We start from the raw sequence: 14,294 nt of genomic DNA on the forward strand, positions 1-14,294 counted from the left end.
TCATGTGCGCAGCTCCAGCTCGGGCAGGCCGAAGGCGTGGGCGTACAGGGACAGTTCGGCCTCCAGGGCGCGGACCATGGTGTCGGCGCGGCGGAAGCCGTGCCCCTCGCCCTCGAAGGCGATATACGCGTGCGGCACCCCGCGCCCGGCCATCGCCGCCAGGAACCGCTCGCACTGCGCGGGCGGGCAGATCGTGTCGTCCAGCCCCTGGAGCAGCAGGAACGGCGCGGTGATCCGGTCGGCCCGGTGCAGCGGCGAACGCTCCCGGTAGCGGTCCGGGACCTCGGCGACCGGGCCGATCAGCGATTCGGCGTACCGCGACTCGAAGTCATGGGTCTCGCCGGTGGCCCAGGCGGCGGGGTCGAGGATCGGATAGATGACCGTGCCGCACGCGTACAGCCCGGTGGCGGTGAGCGACACGGCCGCCGTCCAGCCGCCCGCGCTGCCCCCGCGGATCGCCAGCCGGGCGCGGTCGGCGACGCCCTCGTCGGCGAGCGCCCCGGCGACGGCGGCGCAGTCCTCCACGTCGGCCACGCCCCACTGCCCGTACAGCCGGTCGCGGTAGGCGCGGCCGTAGCCGGTGGACCCGGCGTAGTTGACCTCGGCGACGCCGATGCCGCGCGAGGTGAAGTACGCGATCTCCAGGTCGAGCACGAGCGGGGCACGGCCGGTGGGCCCGCCGTGTGCCCACACCACGAACGGCGGCAGCTCGCCGGGCGGCGCGGTGTGGCCGGGGTTGTGGGGCGGGTAGAGGTGGGCGTGGATCTCGCGGCCGTCCGCCCCGGTGAAGGTGCGGACCTGCGGCTCCGGGTAGTACGCGGGGTCGACGGGGTCGGTGTGAGCGTTGCCGATGACGCGGGCGTGGCCGGTGCGGGTGTCCAGCTCCACGACCTCATGCCCGCTGCGCGGGCTCGCGGCGACGCCGACGACCCGGGTGCCGTCCACGGCAAGGGTCGGCTCCCACTCGGTCCACGGCCCGGCGACATCGGCCAGCTCCCCGGTCGCGGGGTCGAGAATCCCGAGCCGCTGAGCCCCCCGCCCATGCAACACGGCGACCAGCCCCCCGCCGTCCAACGGCGCGAACCACCGGTGCCCGAGCTTCCACAACGGCCCCCCGAACTCCTCCTGACGGGAGCACAGTTCCCGGGTCCCAGCCTCCGCCCCAGGCCCGGCCGCGTCCTCGACCCCGGCAGCTGCCTCCTGTCCAGCGTCTGCCGCTGGCGCGACACCTGCGACGGGCCCAGCGCCCGCACCGGGCACGGCACCCGCGCCCGGCCCCACGGCCGAGCCAGGTCCGGCGGCCGGGCCCGGCCCGGTGGGCGGGGCGGATCTCGCCGCCGCGGGGACACGCGGCGGCAGCCGGTGGAGGTTCCACCAGCCGGTCCGGTCGGTCGTGGCGAGGAGCGAGCCGTCGGGAGCCCACTCGATCTGGGCGACGGACTCCTCCGGTCCGCCCAGCACCGCGCGGGCACCGGTGAACGGACCGTCATCCGCCGTCTCGGCGACCATCACCACCGTGCCGTCCCATGGCATTTCGGGGTGGTTCCAGGCGATCCACGCGACCCGGCGGCCGTCCGGGGCGAGGTGGGGGGCGGTGACGAAGTCGTGGCGGGGGTCGGTCAGTTCGCGTAGCCCCGCGCGGTCCTCGGCGGCCGAGCCGTCCAGCGGTACGGCGGCGATGACGCGCCGTACGTCGGTGGGCCGCTCGCCCGTGAACTCCTCCAGGACGCACCACACTTCGCCCCGGTCCGCATGGAGCCGCAGGTCCGCCCAGCGCAGGCCCTCGCCGACCGTGGACACCGGGGTCAGCGGGCGCGGCGGGGCGGGCGCGGCGGCGTCCGGTTCGTACGCGTACAGCCGCTGGTCGGCGAAGTGCGCGAACACCACGAGCGGGCCGCCGGACGGGCGCGGGGTGGCGGCCCAGGGGGTGCCGCCGTAGCCCATGACCTTGCTGCGCACGTTCCACGGCGGGGGCAGCACCGGCTCCTCGGCGCCGTCGGCCCGCCGCCGGATCAGGGCGCGGCGGCCGCCCTCGGCGGGGCGGGGCGCGGTCCACCACACCTCGGGGCCGACCGTGCCCACGTACTCGGGGTGACCGTCGTGCGAGGCGGCGAGGGCGGCGTCGACCGGGGAGGGCCAGGTCCCGTACGGGGCCGTGGCCGTCACCTGCTGGACCACCCGCTCACGCCCTCTGCAGGAAGTGGTCGAGCACCCGGACGCCGAAGTGCAGGGCGTCGACCGGGACCCGCTCGTCCACACCGTGGTAGAGCGCCTGGTAGTCGAAGCCCTCGGGCAGCCGCAGCGGCGAGAAGCCGTAGCCACGGATGCCGAGCCGGGAGAACTGCTTGGCGTCGGTGCCGCCCGACATGCAGTACGGCACGGCGTGGCCGCCCGGGTCGAAGCGCTGGACGGCGGCGCACATCGCCTCGTACGTGGGCGCCTCGGGCCCGACCGGGGCCTGGAGCGGGACCTCGCGGTGGTGGAACTCCCAGTCCACGTCCGGGCCGGTGAGCTGGTCGAGGGTGTCCCGGAACTCGTCCTCGCCGCCGGGCAGCATCCGCCCGTCCACATAGGCGGAGGCGCTGCCGGGAATCACATTGATCTTGTAACCGGCCTCCAGGACCGTCGGGTTGGCACTGTTGCGCACGGTCGGCTCGATGAGGGCGGCGGCCGGGCCCAGCTTGGCGAGCAGTTCGTCGACGTCGAAGCCGGGCGCGTCCACATCGGCCGGGATGTCCTGGAGGGCGGCGATCTCGGTGAGCGCCGCCTTGACGGTGGGTGTCAGCCGGACCGGCCAGCGGTGGTCGCCGATGCGGGCGACGGCGGCGGCCAGGCGGCTGACCGCGTTGGCCCGGTTGACCTTCGAGCCGTGACCGGCCCGGCCACGCGCGGTGAGCTTCAGCCAGGCCGTGCCGCGCTCCCCCGCCGCGATGGGGTAGAGCCGCAGCCCGGGCCCGGCGTGAAAGGTGAACGCGCCGGATTCGCTGATGCCCTCGGTGCAGCCCTCGAACAGCTCGGGGTGCTGGTCGGCGAGGTAGCCGGAGCCCCAGGCGGCGCTGTCCTCCTCGTCGGCGGTGAAGGCCAGCACGATGTCCCGCCGGGGCCGCACCCCGGCTCGCGCCCAGGCCCGGACGACGGCGAGGACCATCGCGTCCATGTTCTTCATGTCGATGGCGCCCCGGCCCCACACCACCCCGTCGCGCACCTCCCCGGAGAAGGGGTGCACGGTCCAGTCGGCGGGCTCGGCGGGCACCACGTCGAGGTGACCGTGGACCAGCAGCGCGGGCGCGGCGGGCTCGGTGCCCTCGATCCGGGCGACCACATTGGTGCGCCCGGGCGAACGCTCCAGCAGCGTGGGGTCGATGTCCACGTCGCTGAGCATCTCCGCCACGTACTCGGCGGCGGGGCGCTCCGAACACTCCCCTCCGCCACGGTTGGTGGTGTCGATCGCGATCAGCTCGGAGGTGAACCGCACCACCTCCTCCAGCGCCAGCTCGTCGATCGCCTCCGGACGGGACGGGCGGGACGGGTCAGCCATATTGCTGCGGGCCGTGTCAGCCATACTGCTCCTCCACCGCGGCCGATACGACGGTCGTGACCGCCTTGAAGCAGCGGATCCCCTCGTACATGGTCGGTGAGGTGTAGGCGACGCGCCGCTCGCCGCTGCGCTCCACGCCCGGTACGACGCTCGCCGCCCCCACCAGATGCTCGGCGTCGAACTCCAGCTCGATCGTGAACGGCCCCCGGCGCGGGGGCTCGTGGCGCACCGCCAGCACGGCGGCCTCCCGCGCCGCCTCCCGGATGTCGGCGGCGGTACGGGCGGGGGTGCGGCACACCGCCGCGTACCGCGAGACGTAGTCCTTGACGGCGACGCACCGGGCCTCCGGCGCGTAGCCCTTGGCGTCCCGACACGTCATGTCGTCGCCGGTGATCAGCACCACCGGCACCCCGTACTCGGCGACCACCAGCGAGTTCAGCAGCCCCTCGCTCGCCCGGGCCCCGTTCGCCCAGACGCCGGTCACGGAGTTGGGGAGATAGGTGTGCGCGAGGACGCCCTCGGTGCCCGCCCCGGTGTGGTACCCGATGAACGCCACCCCGTCCACATCGCCGTGCTGCACCCCCTCGACCATGCTCAGCGTCTTATGCCGCCCGGTGACCAGCTCCGCCCTCGGGTCCAGCTCCTCCAGCAGCAGATTGCGCATGGACCAGTGGGCCTCGTTGATGAGCACCTCGTCCGCGCCGCCGTCGAAGAACCCCAGCACCGCCGCGTTCACATCGGAGGTGAACGGGCGCCGGAAACGCTCCCACTGCGGGGTGCCGGGCAGGCAGTCGCCCGGCCAGGTCACGCCGGTGGCGCCCTCCATGTCGGCGCTGATGAGGATCTTCATGGTTCGTTACGTTACGCGGTGTTCGGGAGCCGAACCACCCCTGTGGATAACCCTTCCGGGCCCCGGCGCACGGGCCACCACGAACCACCGGGCCGGTAGCTCCACCCGTGAACCGTCGGCCCATTGCTCCGTCTGGGCGAGCGCCGTGGGGCCCTCGGCCAGGATCCGCAGCCCCGCCGCCACCAGCAGCTCCGGGATCTCGGTGGTCCCCGCGTCGGCGGGCCGCAGTCCATGGTCGAAGACGCGGCGGAGCTTGAGGGGCGGGCCGCCAGGGCTCTCGGCCAGGCGGGCCAGCGTCGTCTTGGACTCCTCCGTCAGCTCCGCGACGAAGCCCCGGCCCCGGTGGCCGACCAGGGTGGCCACCGCTTCGGCGACGAGGCGGCGGTCGGGGGCGTCGCTCTGGTGGATGACGGCGCGCATATAGACGTTGGCGTCGCCGATCCGCTCGTGCAGCTCCCCCACCGCCGCCGCGTCGGTGAGGCTCAGCTGCCGGAACTCGGCGACGGCCCCGGCCGCATCGGCGCGGCGCGCGTGCTCGACCGCCGCGTGGGACAGGTCGACGCCCAGGGCTCGGCCGAAACGGGTGGCCAGATAGCGGGTCTGGGTGCCGTTCCCGCAGCCCAGGTCGAGGATGGGGAGGGAGGGGTCGGCGTGCGGGGTCAGGCGGTCGACGTCCCGGGCGGCGCTCAGCGACGGGTCGGCGTCCCAGATGGCCTCCCCCGGGGCGTCCGAGGTGCCCCGCCAGTAGCTCTCCCACGCTTCCCGGTAACGCTCCGACACGCTCATCGCCGCTCCCCACGTACGCCGGTCCGTGGCAGGGCCTGCTCGAACCAGACGGTCTTGCCCTGCCGCGTCCGGCTCGTGCCCCACTCCCTGGCCAGCTCGCTCACTACCCGCAGCCCGCGCCCGTACTCATCGTCCGGACCGGCGCTCAGCAGCGCGGGCAGCTCGTGGTCGTCGTCCGAGACCTCGCACAGCAGCGCCTCGGTGCGCACCAGGCGCAGCACCACATGGTGGGTGTGGGCATGGCCGACCGCGTTGGTCACGGCCTCGCTGACGAGTAGTTCGGCGGTCTCCACGGCGTGCGGGAGGCCCCAGCGCAGCAGCCGCTCCCGGACCAGGCGGCGGGCCCGGCCCACCTCCTCCGGGTCGAGGGCCAGCCGCCACTGGGCGACGTCGTCGGAGGGGATGCCGTTCAGCCGGGCCATCAGCAGCGCCACATCGTCCTTGCGGCCGCCGCGTTGATTGAGTGCGCGGATGACGGTGTCACACGCGTCGTCCATCGACGCCGCCGGATGGGCGGCGGACTCGCACAGCGCCGCGAGCCCGGCGCCGATGTCCTGGCCGCGCACCTCGACCAGGCCGTCCGTGCACAGGACGAGCCGGTCGCCGGGCGCGACCCGCACCCGGGCCGTCTCGAACGGCACCCCGCCCACGCCGATCGGCGCGCCGGTCGGCAGGTCCAGCAGCTCGGCGCGGCCGTCCTGGGCGCGGACCAGCACGGGCGGGATATGGCCCGCGTTGGCGATCAGCAGCTCGGAGCCGATCGGGTCGTAGACGGCGTACAGACAGGTGGCCAGATAGTGCTCGCCGAGCCGCTGCGCCAGGTCGTCCAGATTGCGCAGCAGCTGCGCGGGCGGCAGGTCGAGGGCGGCCATGGTCTGCACGGCGGTGCGCAACTGGCCCATCATCGCGGCCGAGTTCAGCCCGTGCCCCATCACATCGCCGACGACGAGGGCGGTGCGAGAACCGGACAGCTTGATGGCGTCGAACCAGTCGCCGCCGACCCGGCCGAGCCGGGTGCCGGGCAGATAGCGGGTGGCTGTGTCACAGCCCGCCATGCGCGGCGCCACCTGGGGCAGCATGCTGTCCTGCAGGGTCTCCGCCACGTTCTCCTGGTACGTGTACATCCGGGCGTTGTCGAGTACGAGCCCGGCGCGGGCGGCGAGTTCGGCCCCGGTCGTGCGGTCCATGCCGTCGAACGCCGCACGGCCCGCGCGGCGCAGCAGCACCATGAAGCCCAGCACCACATCGCGCGCCTTGAGCGGCACGATGAGGATCGACCGGCCGTTGATCAGTGGGCGCAGGTCCCGCTTCTCGAACTGCCCGGCGATCCGGTCGCCCAACTCGTCGCTGAGATACGGGATGAGCACGGGTTCGCCGGTGACCATGCACTGGAAGAACGGGGTGTGCTCGGGGAACGCGATGCTCTCCCCGACCGGCACCGTGTCGTCCCAGCGCCCCGGTTCGTCGTTGTGCTCGACCCAGACGCGGTGCCAGACGGTGGTGACATCGGGCGGGCCGTCGGGGAAGCCCTCGCCCGCGAGGACCTGGGCGCGCAGATGCGTACCGGCGAAGTCCGCGAAGCGGGGGACGGCGGCGCTGGTCACCTCGCGGATGGTGCGGGCCAGGTCGAGGGAGCTGCCGATGCGTCCGCTGACCTCGTTCAGGAACTCCAGGCGCTCGCGGACGGCGGCGTATTCGAGGTCTTCGGGATCGTCGTCGGGGTCGGGCGGCGGTTCAGCCGAGGCAGTGGGACCGGCCACCCCGCGCAGGGCCGCCCGGCGCGCCTGGCGCTCGCGGTAGCGGGGCATGCCCCAGTCCGGGGTCACCGGGACCCGTGCGTGGTGGCTGATCTCCAGGACCGGGTAGCCGAGTTCGAGGACCTGGGCGACGATCCGGCCGCCGGTGGCCGGGCCCATGTTCGGCAGGATGTCCGGCAGCCGCCCGGCCAGCAGCTCGGCTCCGGGGAACTCGGTGTGCAGCGCGAAACCCGGCGCGACCCGCTCCTCCGGGGCGCCCCCGGTGAGCCCCGTGGCGTCCGCCGCCAGCACGAGCAGCCGCTCAGGTCCCGGTCCGGCGAGCGGGTACGCCCACCACAGGACGTCGGCGTGGGCGGCGCCCTGGGCGGCGTCGGCCGGGAGGGTCATCCGGGCGCGGCCCGCGGTGGGGTAGGCGCGCGGGCCGCAGAGAGCGCCGTCCGCCGCGTCGTCAAGGTCCTCGCCGCGCAGGGCGCCCGAGACCGGCATCAGATCGACGGCGGGGGTGCCGATGGCCTGCTCGCGGGTGCGTCCGAAGAGCTTGCGGGCGCCAAAACTCCAGTGCGTGACCAGCCCGTCGGCGTCGACGACGACCACCGCGAGCGGGATCCGGCCGGACACCTCCGTGCCATGCTCCATAGGCGGAAGACTCCTTCGCACGCAACGCCCGCACCACCGTCTTCAACGGTACGGCGGGGGCCGGTCACGGCGCGGGCCAATACCCGAATAGGTGTCATCTTGTGCGAGGTCGCGGACACCTGTGCGAAGCCCGCGCCCCGGACCCCGGCGGAAGGCGGGGTCCGGGTCGCGGGCGCCCGGTGATGGTCGGTTTCCGTGGCCGACCGGTGGTGGTCGTCAGCCCTCGAGGCCGACCGGTCGTCAGTCCTCGTGGCCCAGGTGCAGATCGCGTTCCGTACGGCCGCCGCCCGCCACCTGGAGCACCGTCGCGACCGGGGGGTAGCCCGCCGCGATCACCGTGTACTCCCCCGCCGACAGGTCGATGAAGCGGAAGGCCCCGTCCGCGCCGGTCGTCGCGGTGTCGACCACGTTCCCGGCCGCGTCCAGCAGCGTGACCCGGGCGTCCTCGACGATACGGCCGCCACCGGCCCGGACGACGCCGCGCAGCACCGCGCCACCGGCCAGTTCGATGTCCTGGCGGGTCTCGCGGGCGGCCTGCACGGTGACCGGGAGGGCGGCGGGACGGAAGGCGGGCGCGCTGGCGGCCAGGGTGTACTCCCCGGCGACCAGTTCGGTCATCACGTAGCCCCCTTCCCGTCCGCTGCGCGTGGAGGCGACGACCTCGCCGCGTACGTCGGTGAGGGTGACCGTCGCGTCCCGTACGGGCGTGCCGTCCGCCGTGAGGACGGACCCGGCGAGGCGGCCCGCGCCGCCCAGGACGACGTCCAGCTCGACCGGGCGGTCGCCGACCGTGACGCTGACCGCCCTCGGCTGATGGCCTCCGGCCGACGCGATCAGGACGTACGACCCGGTGCCGGGCGTGCTCAGCGCGTACCGCCCGTCCTCGCCGGTGGCGCCCCGGCCGATCTGGCGGCCGCTGACGTCGATGAGGGTGAGCGCGGCCCTCGGGACCGAGGTGCCGTCGTGGTGCTGGACGGTGCCGCAGACCGGGATGCCCGCGACGGGCGGCGGAGGTGGCGGCGAGGCGGCGTGCCGGGGCACCGAGCGCGCCGCCGGTACGACGGGATCCGGCTGGACGCCGGGGTCTGGCTGGACGGCGTAGTCGGTGTGGGACACCAGTGGTTTCTCCTTCAGCAGGAAGGCGAGCAGGAAGCCCAGAACGAGCACCGGCACGAGGTAGAGGAAGATCCGCGGTATGGCGTCCGCGTACGCCGTGATGTAGCCGTCGCGCAGGGCGCGCGGCATCGCGTGGACGATCTGCGGGGTGACGGAGTCGGGGTCGGGCACCTCCGGCCCTCCGGTGGCCCGGACGTCTCCCGCCGCGGCGCCCCCCTTGATCCCCTTGGGAAACTCCTCGGCGAGGCGGTCGGCGAGCCGGTGGGCGAAGAGCGTGCCGAAGATGGCCGCGCCGACACTGCCGCCGATCTGCCGGAAGTAGTTGTTGGCACTGGTGGCCGAGCCGAGGTCGTCAGGGGATACGGAGTTCTGCACGGAGAGGATCAGCACCGGCAGGACGAGCCCGATGCCGAACCCGAGGACGCCCATCCAGAGGCTGTAGTCCTGGCGGGAGGTGTCCTCCTCCAGCCGGGAGAGCAGCCACATGCCGCCGACCGAGATGAGGCCGCCGACGACGGGGAAGACCTTGTAGCGGCCGGTGGCGCTGATGAGCTGGCCGGAGATGATCGAGGACAGCACCATGCCGCCCATCATCGGCACCATCAGCAGCCCCGACTCGGTGGCCGAGACGCCGTCGACCATCTGTAAGAAGGTCGGCAGATAACTGGCGGCGCCGAACAGCGCGACGCCGATCACCGCGCCGATGAGTCCGGAGACGCAGAAGACCGAATCGCGGAACATCCGCATCGGCATGAGCGGTTCGGGCACGACGCACTCGACGACGACGAACAGGATCGCGGAGCCCGCCGCGCCCAGGGCGAGCCCGAGGATGACGCGCGAGTGCCAGCTGTACTCCGTACCGCCCCAACTCGTCAGCAGCACCGCACAGGTGGAGAACATGGTGAGGAACAGGGCGCCCAGGTAGTCGAAGCGCGGCCGCCGCAGCGGTTCGGGCACCTTGAGGACGGCCGCCACGACGGCGAGCGTGACCAGGCCGAACGGGACGTTGACGTAGAAGCACCAGCGCCATGAGGCGTGGTCGGTGAAGAAGCCCCCGATCAGCGGCCCGGCCACCGACGCGAGGCCGAACGCGGCCCCGATGAGCCCCATGTAGCGGCCGCGCTCCCGGGGCGGCACGATGTCCGCGATGATCGCCTGGACGCCGATCATCAGCCCGCCGGCGCCCACGCCCTGCACCGCGCGGAAGATGATCAGCTCGTCCATCGTGCGCGACCATCCGGCGAGCGCGGAGCCCGCCACGAAGACGACGATCGCGAAGATGAACACGCTCTTGCGGCCGACGAGATCGCCGAGCTTGCCGTAGACCGGCAGGACGATGGTGACGGCGAGGAGGTAGGAGGTGACGGTCCAGGACATCTTGTCCAGGCCGTGGAGTTCACCGACGACCTCGGGGAGGGCGGTGGCGACGATCGTCTGGTCGAGGGCGGCCAGCAGCAGGGCGAGCATCAGCCCGAGGAAGACCGTCCGCACCCGGGCCGGGCTCAGCCCCGCCCCGGCGGGCCCGTCGGACGCGGGGCCGCCCGGTGGCGGGCCGTCGTCGGTCCGCCGTCCCGCCGCCGCATCGCCTCCGTCGGGCTCGTCGGTGGCGCGGGCGGGTGCGCCTGCTGACCGTTGGCCCTTCGCGAAGGTGGTCTCGGTGATCCCGCCCACGTCTGTCTCCCCATCGTCACGCCTGCGCCGCCGCCCATTTCTCGCATTGCGCGACAACTAGGGGCAAGCGCGACGAATCGATAAAGAGACGGGTCCGGGTGGCTTTACCGCAAGTGAGAGCGTGTGCGCCTAGGGAGTGCACCGCGGAGAAAACCACCCGAACCGGTGACCGTGCCGCCGGGGCGGACGGAAGCTACTGGGCGCCCCCGGCCGGGAGTTGCGCCGCCAGCTTCTCCAGCACGCCGTCGTAGATGCGGGCGAGGCCCTTGGGCGCGAAGGTGCGCTCGAAGAAGCCGCCGATGCCGCCCGCGCCGTTCCATACGGAGGTCACGACGACCCGGGCCTTGCCCTCCCCGGCCGGGGTGACGGTCCAGGTGGTGACCATGGAGGAGTTGCGGTCCTTCTCCACGAGCTGCCCGTCGGTCGGCTCGGAGACCTCCAGCAGGCAGTCGCGCACCCGCTTGCTGGTGGCCTGGAGCCGCCAGTGCACCAGAGTGCCTTCGCCGTCGCCGCCCTCACGGACCTCGTACTCGCTGAACTGCTCGGTGAGCAGCCGGGGGCGGACCTCGCGGTAGTCGGCGAGCGCGTCGAACACGTCCTCGGGCTTGCCCGTGACGATGCGCTCCGTGGTGGCCTCGACCTGGCCCATTGCTCTTTCCTCCGATGGTTGCGGTTGCGCTGCCCTCGCGTACGTGTGCGCTGCCTCGCGTACGTGCGCGCCGGCGCCCTTGCCCTGCGCTGGCAAGCCAACCACCTGGGGGTCACCCGCCCAAATTCGGGGTTGACGAAAACGAAGGGAACATGTGTTCTATTGTGGTAGTGAGCGAGACCCCGGAGGTGGGTGCCATGCGCTGGGACAACCTGACAGGCGACGGCGAGACGGCCACCCCGGCCCTCTTCGCCACCGACGCGGTCGTCAGCCGCACCTTTGACACCCCTGAGTTCCGAGGCATCACCTTCCACGAGATCCGCGCCCGTTCGATCGTGAACCGGGTGCCCGGAGCGTCCCGGATGCCCTTCGAATGGACCGTGAACCCCTACCGGGGCTGCACCCATGCCTGCGTCTACTGCTTCGCGCGCAAGACGCACAGCTATCTCGACCTCGACACCGGGCGCGACTTCGACACCCAGGTCGTGGTCAAGGTCAACGCCCCGGAGCTGCTGCGGCGCGAGCTGGCCGCCGCGCGCTGGCGCGGCGAGCACATCGCCATGGGGACCAACGTGGACTGTTATCAAAGGGCCGAGGGTCGCTACGGGCTCATGCCCGGCATCCTCGGCGCGCTCATCGAGCGCGCCAATCCTTTCTCCATCCTCACCAAGGGCACGCTGATCCTGCGCGATCTGGAACTGCTGCGACGGGCGGCGCGCGTGACCGATGTCGGCGTCTCGGTCTCCGTCGGCTTCACCGACCGTGAGCTATGGCGCACCGTCGAACCGGGCACGCCCTCCCCCGAGCGGCGCCTCGACGCCGTACGGGCGCTGTCCGAGCACGGCGTCCCCTGCGGGGTGCTGATGGCCCCGGTGATCCCCTTCCTCAGCGACTCCCCCGAGCAACTGCGCGCGACAGTCCGCGCCATCGCCGAAGCGGGCGCGACGTCGGTGACCCCGCTCGTCCTGCATCTGCGCCCCGGCGCCCGCGAATGGTTCACGGCCTGGCTCACCCAGCACCATCCGCACCTGCTGAAGCGCTACGACGCCCTGTACGGGGGCGGCTCGTACGCCCCGAAGTGGTACCAGCGGCGGATCACCGGGATGGTGCACGACTTCGCCGCCGAGTACGGCATCGGACCGTACGAGGCGGGCGCGCACCGCGCCGTCCCCAAGCCGAGCCCCGGTCCCGGCTCCGAGGAGGGTTATCCACAGGGCCCGGCGCAGCTGTCGCTGCTGTGAGCGACGATTTCCCCCAGAGCCTGCGCGAGGCGGTCGCGGGCCTCGGTCTGGGCGGCGATCCGGGCGTCGAGTACGGCGAGCCGGGCGCGGGCGATGCCGAGCCCCTCGGCGCTGGGCGGGGCCGTCGCCATGTCGCCGTCCAGGCACGGCAGGAAGCAGCGGACGTCGTCCAGGGTGAGGCCCACCGAGAGCAGATGCCGGATGTTGCGGACGCGGACGGCGGCCCGCTCGTCGTACACCCGGTAGCCGTTGTGCGCCCGTACGGACGTGATCAGCCCCGCCTGCTCGTAGTGGCGCAGGGCGCGCGGCGTCGTGCCCGTCGCCGCCGCCAGTTCCCCGATCCGCACCGGTCCCCACCTCCGGTGCCGTTCTATCAGCTGTGTTCAGCCGACGATCGCCCCGCCGTCCACGGGCAGAACCGCCCCGGTGATGAACGAGGCGCCGGGCGAGGCGAGTCGGCTGATCGCCCACGCCACCTCCTCGGGGCGTCCGATCCGCCCCAACGGGGTGTGGGCGAGCTGCCAGGCGCGCACCTCGGCCCGCCGCTGGGGCGACAGCCCCGAGTGGTCCGCGATCGGCGTCTCGATCGCCCCGGGCGCCACGGCCACCACCCGCACGCCGCGCGGCGCCAGTTCCACCGCCCAGCTGCGGGTCAGCGTCTCCAGCGCGGCCTTTGTCGCGGCGTACACCGCGTTGCCCGGCCAGCCGCGCTGGCCGACGGCGCTGGACACGTTCACGATCACGCCGCCGCTCGCCTCCAGGGCGGCGAGGGCGGCCCGCGCGAGCAGGATGGGAGCGACGAGGTTGGTGTCGAGGTGGGTGGTGGTCAGTTCGCGGGTGCTGCCCTCCAGGGGCGCGGAGCGGACGATCCCGGCGTTGTTCACGAGGACGTCCAGCCGCCCGTACGTCTCGACGGCGTGGCGGACGATGTCCTCGGCGGCGCCGGGTTCGGTGATGTCCGCGGCGAACGGATGGACGCGGTCATGGCCGCGGGCCGTCTCCGCCAGCGGCTCCGCCCGCCGCCCGACGGCCACCACGCGCACCCCCTCCCCGGCGAGCGCGCGGGCGGTGGCGCGGCCGATGCCGGTACCGGCTCCGGTGACGAGGGCGACGGGATACGGATTCGAGTGATCTTCCATGGCGAAGATCGTGTGTCCCTGCCGCCAGTGACAAGGTCAAGCCACCTACGGTGGACGCATATGGACGGGGTGTTGGTAAGGGAGATGGCCGAGTCCGACATCGACGCGGTGGCGACGGTGCGGGTGCGGGGGTGGCAGAAGGCCTACAGGGGGCTGATGCCGCAGACGTATCTGGACGGCCTGAGCGTCGAGGAGGACGCGGAGCGGCGGCGGGAGTTCTTCTCCCGGGGGCTCGGCGACGTGGTCAACCTGGTGGCGGAGGACGGCACCGGCGAGGTGGTCGGCTGGTCCTGCTTCGGCCCGTACCGGGACCGCGATGTGCCGCCCGGGGACGCCGAGTTGTACGCGCTCTACGTCCACCCCTCGCGACTCGGCACGGGCGTCGGCCGCGCCCTCCTCGACGAGACCCGCCGCCGGGTCGCCGAGCGCGGCTTCCCGCATCTGCGGCTGTGGGTGCTGGAGGAGAACCGGCGCGCCCGCTGCTTCTACGAGCGGGCGGGCTTCGGGGCGGATGGGGGCGCGGAGACGTACAAGGTGGAGGGGGCGGCGGTGCCGGAGCTGCGCTACGCCCTGCGCCTGCCTGCCAGTTGATCCCCCACCCCGCCCCTACCCGACCCCGGGGCTCCGCCCCTGGACCCCGGCCACGCGGCCGCCGGTAGGCAGGGACCTCCGCCCCGGGCTGGGCGTTCGGGGGCGCAACCCCGGGCGGAGGTCCAGGGGCGACGCCCCAACGAGGACCAGAGGCGCAACCCCGGGCCGGGACCCAAGGGCACAGCCCCAACGAGGACCAGAGGCGCAACCCCTCGCCGGGACCCAAGGGCACAGCCCCAACGAGGACCAGAGGCGCAACCCCGGGCCGGGGCCCAGGGGCGCAGCCCCGGCGGGGACCGGGGCGGAGCCCCGGATCGGGA

11 protein-coding genes are annotated in these 14,294 nt (G+C 73.3%); 2 read left to right on the top strand and 9 right to left on the bottom strand.

Annotation, left to right across the window (positions count from 1 at the left end; all coding sequences use genetic code 11):
- The 7 genes from ACFV9T_RS37110 to ACFV9T_RS37140 all read right to left on the bottom strand — a co-directional run bounded on the left by ACFV9T_RS37110 (position 1) and on the right by ACFV9T_RS37140 (position 11,003).
- The gene (locus ACFV9T_RS37110; RefSeq protein ID WP_385446945.1) at positions 1 to 2,166 is read right to left on the bottom strand and encodes a prolyl oligopeptidase family serine peptidase; all 2,166 of its coding nucleotides are present in this window, start codon (positions 2,164 to 2,166) and stop codon (positions 1 to 3) included.
- A gap of 16 nt (positions 2,167 to 2,182) precedes the next feature.
- Positions 2,183 to 3,538: a M20/M25/M40 family metallo-hydrolase gene (locus ACFV9T_RS37115; RefSeq protein WP_385446955.1), complete on the bottom strand. Its 1,356-nt coding sequence runs from the start codon at positions 3,536 to 3,538 to the stop codon at positions 2,183 to 2,185.
- Between the two features lie 16 nt (positions 3,539 to 3,554).
- Positions 3,555 to 4,388, bottom strand: a complete 834-nt coding sequence (locus tag ACFV9T_RS37120; RefSeq protein WP_385446946.1) for a M55 family metallopeptidase — start codon at positions 4,386 to 4,388, stop codon at positions 3,555 to 3,557.
- A 6-nt stretch (positions 4,389 to 4,394) separates the two neighbouring features.
- Positions 4,395 to 5,174, bottom strand: coding sequence for a class I SAM-dependent methyltransferase (locus ACFV9T_RS37125; protein ID WP_385446947.1), 780 nt, complete (start codon positions 5,172 to 5,174; stop codon positions 4,395 to 4,397).
- Complete coding sequence (locus ACFV9T_RS37130; protein ID WP_385446948.1) at positions 5,171 to 7,567, bottom strand: SpoIIE family protein phosphatase; 2,397 nt, start codon at positions 7,565 to 7,567, stop codon at positions 5,171 to 5,173. The genes ACFV9T_RS37125 and ACFV9T_RS37130 overlap by 4 nt, the downstream gene beginning before the upstream one ends.
- Before the next feature lie 240 nt (positions 7,568 to 7,807).
- Positions 7,808 to 10,354, bottom strand: coding sequence for an MFS transporter (locus ACFV9T_RS37135; protein ID WP_385446949.1), 2,547 nt, complete (start codon positions 10,352 to 10,354; stop codon positions 7,808 to 7,810).
- A 193-nt stretch (positions 10,355 to 10,547) separates the two neighbouring features.
- Entirely contained in the window at positions 10,548 to 11,003 is a 456-nt protein-coding gene (locus ACFV9T_RS37140) for an SRPBCC family protein (protein WP_385446950.1), read from the bottom strand.
- Between the two features lie 197 nt (positions 11,004 to 11,200).
- Here ACFV9T_RS37140 and ACFV9T_RS37145 point away from each other — a divergent pair, with 197 nt between their 5' ends.
- Entirely contained in the window at positions 11,201 to 12,244 is a 1,044-nt protein-coding gene (locus tag ACFV9T_RS37145; protein WP_385446956.1) for an Rv2578c family radical SAM protein, read from the top strand.
- Here the strand turns inward: ACFV9T_RS37145 and ACFV9T_RS37150 are convergent.
- Positions 12,208 to 12,591, bottom strand: coding sequence for a MerR family transcriptional regulator (locus ACFV9T_RS37150; RefSeq protein WP_385446951.1), 384 nt, complete (start codon positions 12,589 to 12,591; stop codon positions 12,208 to 12,210). The genes ACFV9T_RS37145 and ACFV9T_RS37150 overlap by 37 nt on opposite strands.
- Before the next feature lie 36 nt (positions 12,592 to 12,627).
- Positions 12,628 to 13,383, bottom strand: coding sequence for an SDR family NAD(P)-dependent oxidoreductase (locus tag ACFV9T_RS37155; RefSeq protein ID WP_385446952.1), 756 nt, complete (start codon positions 13,381 to 13,383; stop codon positions 12,628 to 12,630).
- An 84-nt stretch (positions 13,384 to 13,467) separates the two neighbouring features.
- Here ACFV9T_RS37155 and ACFV9T_RS37160 point away from each other — a divergent pair, with 84 nt between their 5' ends.
- On the top strand, positions 13,468 to 13,974 hold the full coding sequence (locus ACFV9T_RS37160; RefSeq protein ID WP_385446953.1) for a GNAT family N-acetyltransferase: 507 nt from the start codon (positions 13,468 to 13,470) through the stop codon (positions 13,972 to 13,974).
- Positions 13,975 to 14,294 lie beyond the last annotated feature (320 nt).

This window comes from Streptomyces sp. NPDC059850, from assembly GCF_042731515.1.
Lineage (GTDB): Bacteria > Actinomycetota > Actinomycetes > Streptomycetales > Streptomycetaceae > Streptomyces.